The following is a 17,258-nucleotide window of genomic DNA, read 5'->3' as shown; positions in this document are numbered from 1 at the left end:
ATCAAAATTTTAGTCTTGTTGCTCAAAAGCTGAGCGAGTTCATAAAGCCTTTCTAAACTGGAGGGAATCAAATTGAAAAAAGACAAAGTAGAAGTTACCGGCGACGTACGAGTTCGATACGCACCAAGTCCAACAGGTTTTTTACATTTAGGGAATGCGCAATCTGCGTTATTCAACTACCTGTTTGCGAAGCATTATAACGGCACCTGGGTGTTGCGAATCGAAGATACTGACTTGAAAAGAAATGTTCCGCATGGTGAAGAAAGCCAGATGGAAAATCTTCATTGGTTAGGTATCGACTGGGATGAAGGTCCGGATAAACCGAAAGTTGAATTTGCCCCTTACCACCAAAAAGATCGTGTGAATTTGTATCATAAATACGTACAACAATTATTAGACGCAGGACTTGCCTATCGCGACTATGCGACGGAAGAAGAATTAAAAGAACTGCATGATCAACAAATCGAAGCTAAAATCGCGCCTCATTACGATGGACGCTGGTATGGCGCAACGGAAGAACAAATCAAGCAAGCCGAAGCAGAAGGCCGCAAATCCACGGTTCGTCTTCACTTACCTGAAAATCATATTTATGGCTGGGACGACATGATCAAAGGCCGTGTGGAATTTAATTCAGATAATATCGGCGGAGACTTCATTATTGAAAAAAGTAATGGTATGGCAACCTATAACTTCGCGGTAGTAATTGATGACTACTTAATGAAGATGACACACGTTTTACGTGGAGATGACCACATTGCCAATACACCAAAACAAATCGCTGTGTATGAAGCTCTAGGTATCCCACAACCGCTATTTGGTCATATCACACTGATCTATAGCTTGGATACCCATAAGAAATTGAGCAAACGGGATAAAAATACGCTGCAATTCATCAGCCAATACCGTAAATACGGCTATTTAAATGAAGCATTGCTGAACTTTATCGCCTTTCTTGGCTGGTCACCCGTCGGAGAAAAAGAATTGTTCACTCGGGATGAATTGATCGAAGCTTACGATATCAATCGGATGTCCGCTTCGCCTGCTTACTTCGATCAAAAGAAACTCGACTGGACCAATGCGGAATACATCAAGAAGACATCTGTGGATGAATTAACAAGAAGAATCATGCTGTTAGTTGATGCTGCTGAAACAGATGTAGCAGAACAATTGAAAGCCATGGGAATCGAACAAGACCTTGATTTTGTTAAAAAAGTCGTGGATATCTATCACACAGAAGCCAAGACTTTAATGACCTTTATGGAAAAAATCTTGTTTATCAAAAATGCTAACCAAGTGACCTTCACTTATACCGACTTAGCAGAATTTGATAGCGAAAGTGTTAAACAAATTTTGACCACCATGTCAGCAGAATTGAACAAGGCGTCAGAACCCGTGGACTACTCAGCGATTATTTCTACTGTTCAAAAAGAAACCGAACAAAAAGGACGCAAACTGTATATGCCGTTGAACGTCGTATTTACCGACAGCAAATCTGCACCGCAAATCACTGATATTCTATCTGTAATGCCTAAAGCAACCGTCCAACATTTAATTGACAACGCATTGACTTACTTAAATAAATAATGTGTTCTAACTGCAGCCTTGACTGAGGGCTGCAGTTTTTGTCAGTTCTGCTTTTCGCAGAATTAAACGTTCGAGTTCCTTATTTTGATTTGGAAGTGATCTATTGATCGGTCTAGTTAGCAGAATGATATGCGTAGTGAAAATACAACTCATTTTTCAGATTTTTAGAAAAATGAATCCATTAAAATGAACTAGCTGCGAGTTCCACTTCGCGTCTTTAGCGTGATTAGTGGAATCGTACAAGAACGAATCACTGTACATAATTACGATCAAAAAAATCCAGAAAGAAAGCGGCAAGCAGCGCATGTTTCCTTCTGGATGTTCTATTAGAAATATAGGTGCATTTGTTTTTGTTTAAATAGGTTTCCAATAAATATTGTTCGTTCTTCCTGATTGATTCGATAAAAGATTACAAAAATTTTTCCAATCAGGATGCGATAGGTTGGTTTGTCGAAACCATACAAACTAGCGACATTTTCATACATTTCAGGAAATTGTTTTAACGATTTAATGAATGATAAATGGCATGAACAAATTGAGTGATTTTTTCATCGGTAAGAAGCAGTTCCTTTTCCCATTCTGAAATGTTCTCCTGAAGACTTTTTCTAAAGGATTCAGAGTAAACAAGTGTGTAATTCATCATTAGTCGCCCCAACCATATTTACCAAACAGTTCTTCCATTTCTTGTTCAGTGGTTGTAGTTTTATTCTCAAAATCAGCGAAGCTTTCTTCGATTAGTTGACGATCTTTCTCTTTTGCAGAATCCTCAGCATCCAAAATGAAGAGGTGTCCTTCTTTGCGAACGTTTAACAAATCACCTTCATGCAAGCCCCATTCTTTTGGGAAAATGCCGCCGATTGAATTTCCAATTTTGCGAACTTTTATTTTCTTCATTCGTGCTTCCTCCTATTTGAAAGATAAGTAACTGCTTCAAGAATAATGTACGCAATAGTTAGCAATATCCCCTAGCGAAACTGTGTAGAGTGACTTCCTAATTATTATAACATGTTATAATGCGTGCTTCTGTCAAGTCAACTAAAAGAGTAACTGAAAAACAGGCTTGCTAGATGGATGAAAAAAGTATTCTGCGAAAGGATGAGTCAAAGAATGGAACACAATTCAAATTGCGAATATCAGAAGGGGCGAGTACACTGTTAGTAACAAGAAAATTCTTTGGAGGTAGTTCCAATGCATGAACATGACATCGTCCCGCCTATCCAGCCAAATGACTTTATTGATGAAATCAAGAATGAACAACATGCCGCGCAACAACTTTCAGTCGAAGATCAGCAGAAAGAAATCAGAGTGGAGCAGCATAAAAATGGGAAAAACGAAGACATCTTAGTTGTTATCCCAGATCCAAAGCCTGTTGTGATGGACTTGGAGACAGATCGGATTATCAAGGAAAAGAGAAGAACGGAAATTATCGACTAGAAATTAGCAAAAAAACACACTGTCGCAACTTTTACGACAGTGTGTTTTTACGTTTAAATGAATAGTGCTTTATATAATGCGATGGCAACGATGGAAGCGACAATAGGGGCTAAAACAGGTACCCATGAATAACTCCATTGTGAATCGCCTTTGTGTTTCAATGGTAATAATGCGTGCATGATACGAGGACCTAAGTCACGCGCCGGATTCAAACCAGGGCCAGTTGGTCCACCGAAGGATGCAACCAATGTCCATACTAAGAAACCTAATGCCAAGTGAGCAGTTCCTAAGTTGTTTTGGAAGAAAGGTGCTTTCGTAATCCCAAGGGCACCGAAGAATAAAATGAATGAACCAAAGAACTCATTCACGAATCCATTGAACTTAGAACCAACACTATTGATTGTTGAGAATGTTCCTAGTACATGTAATTTGTCTTCTGTTTGATCATAGTAAGGCTTGTAGCTCGCTACAACGACTAATTGACCGACCATCGCACCAAGTAATTGGACCACGATGTAAGGAAGAACTTCAGACCAAGGAAAGAAGCCGCTAACGGCCAAACCAATTGTAAATGCCGGATTGATGTGGTTTCCGCTGATACCGCCGAAGATCATTGCCGGAATCATAACCCCACATCCATAACCTACAGCAATCAACATCCAGTCACTACCGTAACCTTTTGTACCTCTCAAATCAACGTTGGCAACTGCGCCGTTTCCTAGCATTACTAACAAAGCAGTCCCCAAGAACTCAGCAGCTAACCGAGTAGTCAGTGAATAATCCATAAAAACCTCCTAAAAATATTTGAAATGAAAATGTAAATGAAAATTTCATTTTATATCTTAATCCCTATCTTTGTAATTAGCAAATGTTAACCTCAGAAAAACTATAAATTTCTATGAGAAATGACAACATAAGTTATGAAAGGCGAGGAAATGGGCTTTCTATTCAAAATTTTCAGTTAATAAAAAAATCCCGTTCAAAGGAACGAGATTTTGTCAGTTGATCAAAACAAGATGTCGGAAGTTTGGATTGTTTTCAATCAATTTATGGGCTCCGTAAAAGTTTTTGTCAGAGAAACCATTCAGCTGTGCCGTTAAAATCGATTTCAATTGATTTTTCTCCCAGAGATAGACCAACAGCTCCATCACATTGTGTGAATACTCGATGCCTTCCTCCGTAGTAAAAGAAGCTTCTAAAAACTCTTCACAGTAGAAATGAAGATACTCCGGATCAAAATTTTTGCTTTTCTTCTTAATAAAATGCAATAGGAGAACCTTCGCTGTGCCCTTGAATTCGGCTAAATGATCAAAGCTCTTTTCCTTTTCTGTATCCAGGTTGATCACGTAATCAATGGGTGTCATCTCTGCAGCCTCTAAGTCCCGTGACAGGTGAGTGGATTGTGACAGTACCACATCAGCCCCCATGTTTTTGATCCAAATTTCAGAGTTGTTTTTGTTGATAGTAGCGGCAACCTTCAGTCCCGCCCATTTCGCTAACTGGATAATTGTTGCGCCTAATCCGTCGGAAGTATTCAAGATCAACAGGTTTCCTTGGTTCTTTCCTGGTTTTGGCGTTAATTGCAGCTGCTTGAACAGCACTTCGAAGGCTAAGAAAAAACTATAAGAGAAAGCGGCGGCTTCATCTGTAGGAAAAGAGTCTGGCAATTTTACGATGGAACGAACATCCGCGATTTGAAAATTACTATAGCTGCCATATTTTCCGACTTTATTTACATACAATACCCGATCTCCTACATTCAGACGCGGATTGCTGCTGCCAAGACGAGTGATGATTCCTACGCCGCCAAAGCCTAAAATATAAGGTTTTTTTGCCCCTTTAATCGTTTGGCGAATCTGTGTATCTAAGGTGCTGATGGAAATAGCGGCAATTTTTATCATGACATCATTTTCCCGTAATTTCGGAAGCATGATCTTATAGTGTTCAAATTTTTTATCTTCTTTTAAACGAAATTTTTTCTCGAACCCGATTGCGTCTGAAATCATTCGTTTTACCCTCCTCAGAAATAACTTTCTGAATCTCCAATAATAAAATGGCTACTTATAATATACTTGATTTAACAAAGAGAGGGAAATAATTTCTTTAAAATGGGAAAAGAATAGGAAGATTTAAACAAATTTTGTCCGTCTATTTGTCAAAATCGGAGAAAGAAAAAAGTGTTTCGTCGTTTCTATCAGAAAAAGGCAGTCCTTGACTTGTGGGGGGAAGACAAGATGAGTAGAATTGCTATAATAGGAAATAGGAGGAATGATATGTTCACAGAAAAGAGTTTTGAGGTATTTGAAGTGGAGGGGCTTGACGGACGAATGGCGGCTATTCGTGAAGAGATTCAGCCGACATTTCAACACTTAGATGAAGTATTTCAAGAAGCGCTGGAACCGCTGCTGGATGAAAAATTATTTATCCACATTGCCCAGCACCGCCGCCGCACGACATATCCGCCAGAAAATACCTGGTCTGCCTTGAGCCGACAAAAACGGGGCTATAAGATGGAACCGCATTTCCAATTAGGGATCTGGCCAGACTATGTCTTTATGTGGTTGTCTTGCATCGATCAGCCAAAAAATGAACAGGCAATCGCTCAAGTTTTGCTAGACAATCAAAAAGCCTTTGACACGTTAACCTCAGATTTTGTTGTATCCGGTGATCACACGAAATCAAAGGTAGAAGCGTTATCCTCAGAAAGTTTGGAAAGACTGTTGAAACGATTCCGTGATGTGAAAAAAGGTGAGTTCCAGGTCGGACGGATCATAAAAAAGTCAGATCCGATATGGAAGGACCCAGAAGCAGCGCAACAGTTCATGATAGAGACTTATCAACAGTTGGTACCAATTTATCAATTGGCGATTGAAGCAAGTGTTACACCAGTGAAAAATTGAAAAATCGTGTATTCTTCTTTTCGTAAAATAGTATGCTAGACAGTTTTTTTGGACGAAGGATGCAGCCACACTGATAGACAGCGATTTATTCGCTGTTTTTTTTATCCAACCAAGACCCAAAGAAAATTTCGGGAAAATTGGTCAATCTGGGGCGTTTCCCAAAGAAAGAAGAATATCTGGGCCCTTTGGAAGATCAGTTATTTTCTATTTTAGTTTTGAATAGTTATTGAAAGCGTTTTATGCAAATGTCCATTTCAATGGACACAAGAAAAAATGTACGTAGAAAAAAATGAGCTATATTAAGGACAAGGAGGTTGACAAAATGCAGCTAAGCAAACGTGAAACACAATTGATCGAATTGTTTATCAAACATGGGATGACACTTACCGCTCAAGAGTTAGCTGAATTTGCCAATGTTTCCACGAAAACAATTTACCGAACGATCAAAAAAATCAATGAAGCATCGGATGATGGAGAGTTGATTTCAGCGGAGGTCGGAAAAGGTTTTCGTTTAGATTATGACAATTATTTAAAAGAAAGTGTACGTAAACGAGGAGGAGATACGGTCCAAGGTCCACTGGAAAGAAGGAATACGATTTTACTTTCCTTGTTATTCAAATCGCCAAAGAAGGTATTGATTCAAGAGCTGTTTGAGGAGTATTACGTCAGCAATACGGTGATTACGAATGATTTGGTACGGATGAACGAATTCTTGCAGAAGTATCAATTATCCCTGATTCGTAAAGGGCAGCGAGTGTCAATCGAAGGGACAGAAAAGCATATTCGCAAGGCCGTCAATCATTTGATTAGTGCGAATCGAGTTTGGGAAGAGGACTTTTCTACCCAGCAGGAAAAAATCAGTTCCTATGACATTAATTTTATTACCTCTTTATTAGAGTATATCGAAAGAAAATTACAGAATGGGATCGCATACCCCTATAATAGCAACATCTTTTCCCACATTTATATTTTGATCAAACGAGTGCGGGAGGGAGAAATTCACGCGGATACTTGCGCAGAATTATTAGACCCTGACGAAGAGGAGCTGATCACACAATATGATCAGTTGTATCAGCTTTCTAGGATGGTCATTACGAAGCTGAATCATTACCTGAATATTGTTTTACCGGAAAGCGAAACCTTTTACTTGTTTCAGTATCTGATTTCTTCACGAATGGAGAAGGAACCGATCAAGTTGAATCGGAAATCCAAAGAGGCGCTAGCAATTACCGATTTTTTCGCGAAAGAAATGAGTCATTTGATGGGGATGAAAGTGGATCAGCAGCCAAATCGTCAAGATTTATACGAGCACATTGATCCATTATTGTATCGTTTGAAAAATGAGATCATCGTTAAGAATGATTTATTGGGAGACATCAAGCTGGAGTATCCAGAGATTTTCCAACAGGTTCGGCAGGTTAGTAAAGCAGCGGAAGAAGAGTATCAGCTCAATGAGATTTCGGAAGACGAGATCGGCTTTTTAACCCTATATTTTGTGAAGTATAAAGAAATGATTCATTCGAAAAAACGAGTTTTGATTATGTGCAGCAGCGGGGTAGGAACTTCTGAGCTGTTGAAGGTGAAGGTCCGCAAGGCATTCCCAGAACTAGAAATTGTTGATGTCCTATCGGCGCGAAAATTTTCCAAAGCACCAGAAAAATACCAAAATATTGATCTGATTTTAACGACCGTTCATTTGACAGTCGAAATGATGATCCCAACGATTTTAGTTAATTCAGTATTTACCAAACAAGATGAAAAACGAGTGAAAGAGATGTTAGGAGAGATGTGAGATGAAAGCAGAGCAAATGATGGACGATTTCAGTATCGCCGATGTAATTACCGAAGAATTGATTCAATTAGAAATGAAAGCGACAACAAAAGAGGGAGCCATTTATGAACTGACGCGTTTACTGATGGCCAATGGGGACATTGAGGACGAGGAAGAATTTGCCGCCGATGTGTTTGCGCGGGAAGCAGAAGGAATGACTGGTATCGGTAATAGTATCGCGATTCCTCATGGGAAATCTGACAGCGTAATTAAAACGTCGTTAGTCGTCGGAAAGGCGAAGACGCCAATAGAATGGGAATCATTGGATGAGGAGCCGGTCCGGGTGATTATCTTGTTTGCAGTCAAGAACACGGATGCGAACACGATGCACATTAAACTATTGCAAAAAGTCGCGATGCTTTTAGCGGATGAGGATTTTATTGAAAATATGGTCAACGCCGAAACAAAATCAGAAATGATGGAATTATTATCACGAGATCCAATGGAAGAAGAGTAAAAAAAGAAAATGGAGGAATAGATGATGAAAATTGTTGGAATCGCCGCATGTACTTCCGGAATCGCCCATACGTACATCGCAAAGCAAAAATTGGAAAAGGCCGCTAAAACTCTCGGACACACGGCCCACATCGAGACACAGGGAACGATCGGTACGGAAGACGAACTGACTATGGAGGAAATCAAAGACGCTGATGTAGTGATCATTGCAGCAGACATCAAAGTTGGTGGAAAAGATCGCTTTGAAGGGAAAAAAGTGGTAGAAGTCCCAACAAGCATGGTCATCAAAGCGCCAAAAGGACTGATCAACAAGATCGAAGAAGAAATCATTAAGGCATAAAGAATGAAATCATTAATATGAAAAAGGAGATGAATGAAATGTTTAAGAAGCTTCAATTGAAAAAACATGCTTTGACGGCAATCTCGTACATGTTACCGGTTGTTGTTACGGCAGGGTTGCTGATCGCGATTGGGAATCTGACTGGTGGTGGTGTCATCGAGGATTATAAGGCAGCCTATTCGGTTCCAGATGCGCTGGTTTCACTGGGTGTGTTAGGAATGGGTCTGTTAGCTCCAGTTATTTCAGCAGCGATCGCTTATTCAATTGCTGACCGTCCGGGTATCGGACCTGGTTTGTTTATGGGGTTAATCGCTAATTCCATTGGTGCTGGGTTCTTGGGCGGGATGTTAGGTGGTTATTTGGTTGGTTTCTTCGTCCTGTTCCTAGTGAAAAACTTGAAAGTGCCAAAATGGGCACAAGGTTTGATGCCGATGATGATCGTTCCGCTCTTATCTACCTTGATCATTGGATTATTGATGTTCTTTGTCATCGGTGTGCCGATTGTTTGGGCAACAGAAGCGTTAACAGAGTTTTTACAAGGCCTGCAGGGTTCAGGAAATTTCTTGTTTGGGTCAATTGTAGGTGGAATGGCGGCCTTCGACTTTGGAGGTCCAGTCAACAAGGTGGCTTCACTCTTTGCGGATGGGCTGCTATTAGAAGGTATTCAAGGACCAGAAGCAGTGAAGGTATTGGCTTCAATGGTACCGCCATTTGGTGTAACAATTTCTTGGGTATTGTCTAAAATCTTCCGCAAACCGAAATATTCAAAAGAGGAACAGGACAATATCAAAATCGCGTTTCCAATGGGACTTTGTATGATCACGGAAGGAGTCATTCCTATTGCGGCAGTTGATCCACTACGTGTGATTTTCTCTTGTACAGTAGGTGCGGCGATTGGTGGGGGCCTGAGCATGTCATGGGGAGTGGGCTCACCAGTTCCTTCAGGCGGGGTCTTCATTATCCCGGCGATGACTGATCCGTTGAAATTCACACTCGCTTTATTGATTGGTTCTGCCATTACAGGAATTCTTTTGTTCGCGTTGAAGAAAGCCCCTGTTGAAAATGATATCAAGGATGATGAGGAAGAGGAAGAAGTAGATTTTTCTTCTATCAAAATTTCGTAGCAGAGGATTTGTTCGTTAGAAGTAAAAGTTCCTAGAATATAGAAGGAGACTTGTTGCATGTATGTTTCGATGAAAGAGATGTTACAAAAAGCCAATCGTGAAAGCTATGCCGTAATGGCGATCAATTGTTTTAACTTAGAAACGGCTAAAGCAGTAATAGAAGCAGCGGAGGAAATGCGCTCGCCGATCATTATTGATCTGCTGCAGGATCATGTGAAGGAACATTTGGATATTCGCTATTTAACCAAGCCAATCATTCGAATGGCAAACAATGCGAAGGTCGAAGTAGCGATCAACTTGGATCACGGACAAGATGTTGCGTTTGTAAAGCAGTGTCTGCATGAAGGTTTTTCCAGTGTCATGATGGATGCGTCGATGTATCCGCTGGAAGAAAACATTCGGATCACAAAAGCGATGGTGGAGTTGGCACAAATTTATAACGCCAGTGTAGAAGCTGAAGTTGGGGATATGGGAGCTGTAGCAGGGGATCATTTCACAAATGATGAGATGTACACAGATCCTGACGAGGCGATTCGCTTTATTCAAGAGACGGGTGTGGACTGCTTAGCATTATCTTATGGCTCAAGTCATGGGGACTATCCAGATGGCTATGTACCAGCTTTTCGTTTCGATATTGTAGAAAAAATCAAAACGGCAACGAACTTGCCTTTAGTCTTGCATGGGGGTTCTGGTGCGGGTGAAAAAAATATTTTGCGCTCAATTGAATTAGGGATTAACAAGATTAATGTTGGTTCTGACTTCATGAAGGCACAAAAAGCTGAAATTCAGAAACAACTTAAAGAAAATCCAGAAGTGGATTATCCTACGCTCATTCATCAAACGATGGCGGCAGGAAAAGAAATGGTCAAACGGTACATCGAACTTTCGGGTTCTAAAAATAAATCATAAGAAGAGAATGGAGACAAAGTCAAATGTTAATTAATATGAATCAAATGCTGGAAATCGCCAAGGAAAACAAATTCGCTGTGGGAGCTTTCAACGTCGCAGACAGTAATTTCTTACGGGTTGTTATTGAGGCAGCGGAAGAAAATGATGCACCAGCAATCATTGCGGTACATCCAACAGAGTTAGACTTTACAAAGGATGAGTTTTTCCAATATGCTGTTTCTCGTGCGAAAAATAGTTCGGTTCCATTTGTTATCCACATGGACCATGGAGATAACCTAGCAAGCATCATGCGTGCTATCCACTGTGGATTTAGTTCAGTCATGATTGATGGTTCATTGCTACCGTTTGAAGAAAATATTGCTATCACTAAAGAAGTAGTAGATGTTTGCCATAAGATTGGTGTTTCTGTCGAGGGTGAACTAGGGACGATCGGTAATACAGGTACTTCTATTGAAGGTGGCGTATCGGAAGTTATCTACACGAAACCAGAGGATGCCGAAGAATTTATCGAAAAAACTGGGATTGATACGTTAGCTGTTGCGATTGGGACGGCTCACGGAATTTATCCAAAAGATATTAAACCAGCATTGAAAATGGACGTTTTAGAAGACATTAAAAATAGAGTGGATATTCCGTTAGTTCTACATGGCGGTTCTGCCAATCCAGATGAGGAAATCGCTAAAGCTGTTCAAATCGGTATTCAAAAGGTCAATATTTCCTCTGACTACAAATATGCATTCTACAAAAAATGTCGTGAAATTCTTTCGACGACAGAATTATGGGATGCGAATGCGATTTATCCAGAATGTATCGATGCAGCGAAGGCGGTTGTTAAGCAAAAAATGGAATTGTTTAATTCAATCGGTCAAGCAGCGGTTTATCGCAAAGAAAACGTTCAACCTTGGAGACAAGAACAAAATTAAACCAAAAAGCCAAGGGAATCTCCCTTGGTTTTTTTAGGAGGAAAATATGTTATACGGAGGGATCGAAGCAGGCGGCACAAAATTTATTTGTGCCGTGGCTGATGATAAGTTTTATGTAAAAGAAAAAATCAGTATACCGACGACTGACCCACAAACGACTTTTAAGAAGGTTTTTGCTTTCTTTGATCAGTATTCTATTGACGCGATGGGGATTGGTTCATTTGGACCTATCGGCATTCAGCCAGATCAAGAAAATTATGGGCATATTTTAGCAACACCTAAAGCGGGCTGGACGGGTGTGGATTTCTTAGGCCAAATGAAGCAACGATATCAGGTGCCGACAGCTTGGACAACTGATGTGAATGCTGCAGCATTTGGTGAGATTAAACAGGGTGCAGCAAAAGGAAAACATAGCTGTATTTATTTAACCATCGGTACAGGAATTGGCGGTGGTATCGTAATCAACGATGAAGTTTTTCAAGGAATCTCTCATCCAGAAATGGGGCATCTGCATATCAAGCGACATCCCGAGGATACCTATTCAGGGACGTGCCCATACCATAAAGATTGTCTGGAAGGATTAGCGGCAGGGCCTTCATTAGAAGCGCGTACCGGAATTAAGGGAGAAGAATTGCCGTTGGATCATTCTATCTGGGACTTGCAGGCGAATTATTTAGCACAAGCATTGATGAGTTATACGTTGATTTTGGCGCCAGAGGTGATTGTTTTAGGCGGCGGTGTCATGAATCAAGATCATTTACTTAAAAAGGTCCAAAGCCAATTCACAGAATTAATGGCTGGTTATATGGAAGTCCCCAAAGCGGAAGAATATATCCTTCGATGGGGTTTGCCAAATGAAAGTGGTCTGATTGGCGCACTATTGTTGGCTCAAAAGGAACTCGAAAAGAACAATAACCGCAATCTTTCTTAAAATGAAGGATTGCGGTTTTCATTTAGTTTAAATATTCTTCGATAGCGTCTGCCGCTTTTTTATATCCACCAGCGGTTAAAAAGGATTGCTTGATTTGCTTCAAATTGCTTAAATAGCTAGGGTCAATCTGAACGTTTTCTACCGCAGCTTTTAATTCATCACTGCTTACCTGTTGATAATCTAAACAAATAGCTGCCTTTAGCTCGACTAAACGATGAGCAAGTGCTGGTTGATCCGAGCCCATTGGCAGAGAGACAAAGGGAACGTCATTTAAGATTAAATCATTCATGCTGTTTAAGCCGTTATGAGTGATTGCTACGTCTGCGTATTTCAACACTTCATTTTGCGGAAGATAATCTTGAACGATAAAATTCTTTGGAATAGTCAGATCTTTTAGACTAACCTGATGGGCTGCTAGAACAACTAGGTAGTCGGTGTCGCTAAATGCTTCAAAAACTTTTGTATAAATCTCTTTTGCATAGTCGCCAAAAATAGTGCCGAAGGAGACATACAAAACTTTCTTAGCTTTCTTCAAGCGTTCAATTGGCAAATTAGAGGTATCTTCCAAACGCTGATAATTGTCTGCACCAACTAAGACAAACTTTTCATCAAAAAATTCTTGTTCACTTTCAGGTAGAAAATATTCAGAGGTAAAAACAATATTTACTGGTTCAATATTAAAAAGCAAATCAAAAAAACGAGGGGGCATAGATACAGGCAGTGCCTGCTCAATTTTTTTTTCTTCCAAAAGATAAGCGTCGTTCATCGTCTTGAATTTCCCCGCTAAATGCGTTTTGTCAGGTTTCATGAAGTCCTGCATTCCCATGAAGACAGCTAGCATGGAAATAGCAGGAACCATCAAATAGTTAGCGAGCTGTTTGCTGAAGGGCATAGCCACAGAATGAATGACTGCGTCAAAGGAATCGTCTTGTATCTGCTCTAGAATATCTTGCATAATGTCTAAGCCGTGGTCTAATAATACATTAAAGCCGTTTTTAAAAATATTTAGATCATATTGATAGGCGCGGTAATCAGCGCCAGCTTCTTCGATCTTTTCACGGAATTCTTCACTTGAAAAATAGACGACCTCAATCCCGCGATTGCTCAGCTCTTTGACTAAACCAAGTGAAGGATTAACATGGCCGTGGGTAGTTACATTTAAGAATAAAACTTTATTCATAGTTGCTCGCTTCTTTCATTATTTTTATAAGGGCACCTTATCAAAAGAGATAATAAGGCTACCTGATTAAAATGTCAAGAAAAAAAGTTTCCGAAAATCGGAAACTTAACGATACACCAAATGTGTGAAGGATAATCTTTTACCAATCAGAGCTCCTAGATAGCCCGCGGCCAGTGCTTTAATCAAGCCCGGCAGGATAAAGGGAATCATTCCAGCTGAAAAGGCTGCGTCCCAAGGAAGGCTGCCGCTATATTTTAACCATAATGATCCGAAAAACAGGGTAATAAAGGCGCCAACCACATTTGCGAGGATTGACCAAAAATAATTAAAACGGGTCTTTTCGATAATCAACCCAGTAAAGAAGGCCTGAAAGATAAATCCAACTAAAAAACCGCCTGTTGGTCCAAAATAATGAACAATTCCGGCAGAACCGCCAGCTAATACGGGTAAGCCGATCATCCCCATTAACAGATAGATCGCAACAGCGATGGTTCCAGTTTTTTTTCCTAAGATCGTCACGACAAACCCAACAGCAAAGGTTTGCAGGGTTAATGGAATCGGTCCAAAAGGAATTGTAAATTGAGATAAAATTCCAATGATTGCGGCAAATAATCCGGCTAAAACAATTTCTCGACTTGTTAATTTCACTATACTCACTCTTTCGTTAACTTAATATTTTGTTTTGGTTAACGAAAGTATACTGGATGGTTAACAGGATGTAAAGAGAATTTTTTTGTAATTTCTCGATTAAACATTTTCATAGTTAAATACATGAAACACTGTTTAGTAAAAAAACAAATGTTCTTCGGGCTAAAGTCCTATCTAGATTTTGTACTTTCGTTGGAAGTAGCAGACAGGTCTTTCCTCTAAAATTTATAGAGTAAAGAACAAATGCACTAATTTTATAACGGAGGGAATGGAGTCGGAAATGAAAAAAATATTTATAGGTATAGGTGTGTTAGTGGTTGCGGGGGCAGGCTTTTTTCTCTATCAAAACACGCAGGCAAAAGCAAAAGCGGATACATCAGTAGAAATGTATCAAGTCAACAAGCAAACGCCGTTGCATTTAAAGGGGCAAGTTCAATCAACGAAAAAACAAACGGTTCTAGTGGATACGGAAAAAGGTCCTGTCCAGACGATTCATGTAAGTGAAGGGGATCATGTGACAAGAAATCAAATTTTAGTGACCTATCGTTGGGGAGAAGTCATTCGTGCGGCGAATGATTCCGTTGTGACCGCTTTAAATGAGGATGCAAAAAACGATCCGCAGCAGTCTTTGATGGTTTTGAAGAGCGAAGAATCTGCTATCAAAGGAGAAGTAACGGAATATGATCGCTCGAAGGTTGCTTTGAATGAGCCGATAGAAATTACTTATGGAAACAATGAAAAGAAAGTGACTGGGAAAGTAACCTCTCTGGCTGAGATGAATAATGAACCAGAAAAAGAAGATGCTAGTAGTTTGGTCACCTATAATTATACAGCAGTGCCTGACGAAGCAATTCCTGTAGGCTATTCTGTAGAATTATTAATTCCGCGAAATGAGATTCATTTGCCGTTGAAAAGTGTAGTGGAAAAAGACGGGAAATACTATGTTTATACAGTCGCTAAAAATAAGGCTGAAAAGCATGAAGTGACTGTTGAAAAAGGAAACGGCTATTATTTGCTACATGAAGGTTTGAATGAAAACGACAAAATTATCAAAGATGCGAAGAGCATGAAAGATGGGATGGATGTGACAGTTGAATGATTGTGATGGAAAATATCAATAAATTTTACACTGCCGATCAAGAACGCATCCATGTCCTAAAAGCAATCAGCTTGACGATTGAGGAACACGAATTTGTGGCGGTGATGGGACCATCGGGTTCGGGAAAATCGACGTTGATTAATACGATCAGTTTTCTTGATGGAGATTTTGAAGGAAGCTATCGTTTTGAAGCGCAAGATGCCTATCGTTTCAATGATGAGAAGCTTTCAGCTTTACGCAATAAGTCAGTAGGGTTCGTTTTTCAGTCCTTTCAGCTGATTGATAATAATACAGTGATGGAGAATGTGGCGATGCCGTTGCTATATGGCGGAATGAAGCAAAAGCAAACCAAGCCTTTGGTAATGGAGGCACTGCGAAAAGTTGGTATCGCGGATAAATACAACAAACTGCCCAAGCAGCTTTCAGGCGGACAGCAGCAGCGTGTGGCAATTGCTCGGGCGATTGTCGGAAACCCGAAATTTATCGTAGCAGATGAACCAACAGGAGCATTAGACAGTCATACCTCTGAAGAAATCATGCAATTATTTAAACGATTGAATGAAGAAGAAAAAGTAACGATTTTGATGGTCACTCATGATCCTGATGCGGCGGCTTATTGTCAACGAATCATTACGGTGAAGGATGGCGAGATAGTGGAAGAAGGTGTTCCACATGCGGTTTAGTGAAGTATGGAAGACTTCCTTCAAGGCAATCGGGAAAAACAAACGGCGAAGCTTTTTGACCATGATCGGTTTGATAATTGGGGTATCTGCGGTAATTACTGTCTTTTCAATCGGGCGTGCCTTTGAAAATTATGCCTCGGAATTCATTGGATTGGATCAATTTGATGGTAGTGTTGGTTACACTTATACACCAAAAAATGATTCGTTCTATGGAAATGGATTAGATGCCTTTACCGAAGAAGATATTAGTCGCTTAGAGAGCATTCCTGGAGTCCAATCGGTGAACTATTACAATGATTCTCGTAACGGCAGCAAATATTCGGATCAAACCTTTGATGAAGTGGGAAATGACGGTCGTTGGAATTGCTTTAAGCTATTAAAGGGCCAAGGAACGAAGGTTGTTCATGGCCGACCGATTCAAGATAGTGACTATTATAATGAAAATCCTGTAGTCGTGATTGATCAAACCGCGGCTAAGGCAATTAAAAGGGAACAGACAGAAGCTTTAATTGGCCAAAGCATAAAAATTGGCGGGCATCTCTTTGAGGTAGTCGGGATTATGGAAGATCGAAACGGCGGTTCTATTGTTTCCACTTCGGAGGACTATGTTGTTGCTGAGGTTCCTGAAAATGTTTACGAACATTATTTTAATACGGAAGACCGCAGCATGATCCAAGTCAAAATGAGCCAAACGGCCAATATCAAGAATGTCTCCAAAGAAGCCGAAGATACGCTGAAAAAATACGGAACATGGCGAGAGTTTGGCTCTTATAAGAGTCAGGATTTGGCTGGACAGGTGGATCAATTACGGATGCTGCTGACTAGTATTACTTTACTGATCTCAGTGATTGGTGGTATCTCGCTATTTATTTCGGGGATCGGGGTCATGAATATGATCTATATCTCTGTCTCGGAACGGACCAAAGAGATCGGTGTTCGACGAGCTATGGGTGGAACAAAGGGCAATATTATGATGCAATTCTTACTTGAAGGTATCTCGTTGACTTTAGTGGGTGGCACGATTGGCTATCTAATCGCTATGCTGTTAGGATTTGCCATCAGTATGTTTACACCTCTGTCGGTTCGTCCAGATCTGTTTACGGTGACGCTGGCCTTTGGCTTGTCTGTCGTGATCGGAATCGTCTTCAGCTGGCTGCCGGCAAAGAGTGCCGCAAAAAAGGATATCGTCTCCTTGCTGCGCTGATTTAAATTTAGA

Annotated in this window: 19 protein-coding genes; 13 read left to right on the top strand and 6 right to left on the bottom strand. The window is 40.3% G+C overall.

Annotated elements, in window-relative coordinates; translation table 11 throughout:
• The first annotated feature begins 72 nt into the window (after positions 1-72).
• Complete coding sequence (gltX, locus tag IGI50_RS14245; RefSeq protein WP_438777386.1) at positions 73-1,584, top strand: glutamate--tRNA ligase; 1,512 nt, start codon at positions 73-75, stop codon at positions 1,582-1,584.
• A gap of 499 nt (positions 1,585-2,083) precedes the next feature.
• On the opposite strand, the gene IGI50_RS14240 is transcribed toward gltX, so the two are convergent.
• Both IGI50_RS14240 and IGI50_RS14235 read right to left on the bottom strand, forming a co-directional pair.
• Positions 2,084-2,227 carry a hypothetical protein gene (locus IGI50_RS14240; protein ID WP_438777385.1) on the bottom strand — a complete coding sequence of 48 codons (144 nt, stop codon included), beginning with the start codon at positions 2,225-2,227 and terminating at the stop codon, positions 2,084-2,086.
• Positions 2,227-2,478, bottom strand: coding sequence for an AbrB/MazE/SpoVT family DNA-binding domain-containing protein (locus tag IGI50_RS14235; RefSeq protein ID WP_010745255.1), 252 nt, complete (start codon positions 2,476-2,478; stop codon positions 2,227-2,229). Before IGI50_RS14235 ends, IGI50_RS14240 begins: the two co-directional genes overlap by 1 nt.
• Positions 2,479-2,772: 294 nt before the next feature.
• On the opposite strand from IGI50_RS14235, the gene IGI50_RS14230 reads away from it, so the two are divergent.
• On the top strand, positions 2,773-3,018 hold the full coding sequence (locus IGI50_RS14230; RefSeq protein ID WP_438777384.1) for a hypothetical protein: 246 nt from the start codon (positions 2,773-2,775) through the stop codon (positions 3,016-3,018).
• A 53-nt stretch (positions 3,019-3,071) separates the two neighbouring features.
• Here IGI50_RS14230 and IGI50_RS14225 read toward each other — a convergent pair whose 3' ends face one another.
• A complete protein-coding gene (locus IGI50_RS14225; protein WP_010745258.1) occupies positions 3,072-3,803 on the bottom strand; it encodes an MIP/aquaporin family protein in 732 nt (243 codons plus the stop codon).
• 213 nt (positions 3,804-4,016) lie between these two features.
• Positions 4,017-5,024: an alcohol dehydrogenase catalytic domain-containing protein gene (locus IGI50_RS14220; protein WP_438777383.1), complete on the bottom strand. Its 1,008-nt coding sequence runs from the start codon at positions 5,022-5,024 to the stop codon at positions 4,017-4,019.
• Between the two features lie 267 nt (positions 5,025-5,291).
• Here IGI50_RS14220 and IGI50_RS14215 point away from each other — a divergent pair, with 267 nt between their 5' ends.
• From IGI50_RS14215 to IGI50_RS14180, 8 genes are all read left to right on the top strand, one after another.
• Positions 5,292-5,918, top strand: coding sequence for a DUF1054 domain-containing protein (locus IGI50_RS14215; RefSeq protein ID WP_438777382.1), 627 nt, complete (start codon positions 5,292-5,294; stop codon positions 5,916-5,918).
• Positions 5,919-6,240: 322 nt separating this feature from the next.
• The gene (locus IGI50_RS14210) at positions 6,241-7,710 is read left to right on the top strand and encodes a BglG family transcription antiterminator (RefSeq protein ID WP_010745261.1); all 1,470 of its coding nucleotides are present in this window, start codon (positions 6,241-6,243) and stop codon (positions 7,708-7,710) included.
• 1 nt (position 7,711) lies between these two features.
• Positions 7,712-8,206 carry a PTS sugar transporter subunit IIA gene (locus IGI50_RS14205; RefSeq protein WP_438777381.1) on the top strand — a complete coding sequence of 165 codons (495 nt, stop codon included), beginning with the start codon at positions 7,712-7,714 and terminating at the stop codon, positions 8,204-8,206.
• A 24-nt stretch (positions 8,207-8,230) separates the two neighbouring features.
• A complete protein-coding gene (locus tag IGI50_RS14200; RefSeq protein WP_438777600.1) occupies positions 8,231-8,545 on the top strand; it encodes a PTS fructose transporter subunit IIB in 315 nt (104 codons plus the stop codon).
• 38 nt (positions 8,546-8,583) lie between these two features.
• Positions 8,584-9,669, top strand: a complete 1,086-nt coding sequence (locus IGI50_RS14195) for a PTS fructose transporter subunit IIC (protein WP_010745264.1) — start codon at positions 8,584-8,586, stop codon at positions 9,667-9,669.
• A 57-nt stretch (positions 9,670-9,726) separates the two neighbouring features.
• Positions 9,727-10,578, top strand: a complete 852-nt coding sequence (locus IGI50_RS14190) for a class II fructose-bisphosphate aldolase (RefSeq protein ID WP_438777380.1) — start codon at positions 9,727-9,729, stop codon at positions 10,576-10,578.
• Positions 10,579-10,601: 23 nt separating this feature from the next.
• Positions 10,602-11,501: a ketose-bisphosphate aldolase gene (locus IGI50_RS14185; RefSeq protein WP_028020028.1), complete on the top strand. Its 900-nt coding sequence runs from the start codon at positions 10,602-10,604 to the stop codon at positions 11,499-11,501.
• A 46-nt stretch (positions 11,502-11,547) separates the two neighbouring features.
• Positions 11,548-12,432, top strand: coding sequence for an ROK family protein (locus IGI50_RS14180; RefSeq protein WP_438777379.1), 885 nt, complete (start codon positions 11,548-11,550; stop codon positions 12,430-12,432).
• A 22-nt stretch (positions 12,433-12,454) separates the two neighbouring features.
• On the opposite strand, the gene IGI50_RS14175 is transcribed toward IGI50_RS14180, so the two are convergent.
• Together IGI50_RS14175 and IGI50_RS14170 are read right to left on the bottom strand one after the other, a co-directional pair.
• A complete protein-coding gene (locus IGI50_RS14175) occupies positions 12,455-13,612 on the bottom strand; it encodes a macrolide family glycosyltransferase (protein WP_438777378.1) in 1,158 nt (385 codons plus the stop codon).
• A gap of 105 nt (positions 13,613-13,717) precedes the next feature.
• Positions 13,718-14,260 carry a biotin transporter BioY gene (locus IGI50_RS14170; protein ID WP_010745270.1) on the bottom strand — a complete coding sequence of 181 codons (543 nt, stop codon included), beginning with the start codon at positions 14,258-14,260 and terminating at the stop codon, positions 13,718-13,720.
• A 280-nt stretch (positions 14,261-14,540) separates the two neighbouring features.
• Here IGI50_RS14170 and IGI50_RS14165 point away from each other — a divergent pair, with 280 nt between their 5' ends.
• From IGI50_RS14165 to IGI50_RS14155, 3 genes are read left to right on the top strand one after another with little or no spacing between them, the layout of a single operon-like run.
• Entirely contained in the window at positions 14,541-15,359 is an 819-nt protein-coding gene (locus tag IGI50_RS14165) for an efflux RND transporter periplasmic adaptor subunit (RefSeq protein WP_438777377.1), read from the top strand.
• Positions 15,356-16,042 (top strand): ABC transporter ATP-binding protein, encoded by a 687-nt coding sequence (locus IGI50_RS14160; protein ID WP_438777376.1) that lies wholly within the window; start codon positions 15,356-15,358, stop codon positions 16,040-16,042. Before IGI50_RS14165 ends, IGI50_RS14160 begins: the two co-directional genes overlap by 4 nt.
• Positions 16,032-17,246 carry an ABC transporter permease gene (locus IGI50_RS14155; protein WP_438777375.1) on the top strand — a complete coding sequence of 405 codons (1,215 nt, stop codon included), beginning with the start codon at positions 16,032-16,034 and terminating at the stop codon, positions 17,244-17,246. Before IGI50_RS14160 ends, IGI50_RS14155 begins: the two co-directional genes overlap by 11 nt.
• The last annotated feature ends 12 nt before the right edge of the window (positions 17,247-17,258 follow it).

This window comes from Enterococcus sp. DIV0170 (assembly GCF_051710765.1).
Lineage (GTDB): Bacteria > Bacillota > Bacilli > Lactobacillales > Enterococcaceae > Enterococcus_A > Enterococcus_A raffinosus.
Note: the sequence above shows the minus strand (reverse complement) of the source record. Positions and strands in the feature narration are given on the sequence as shown.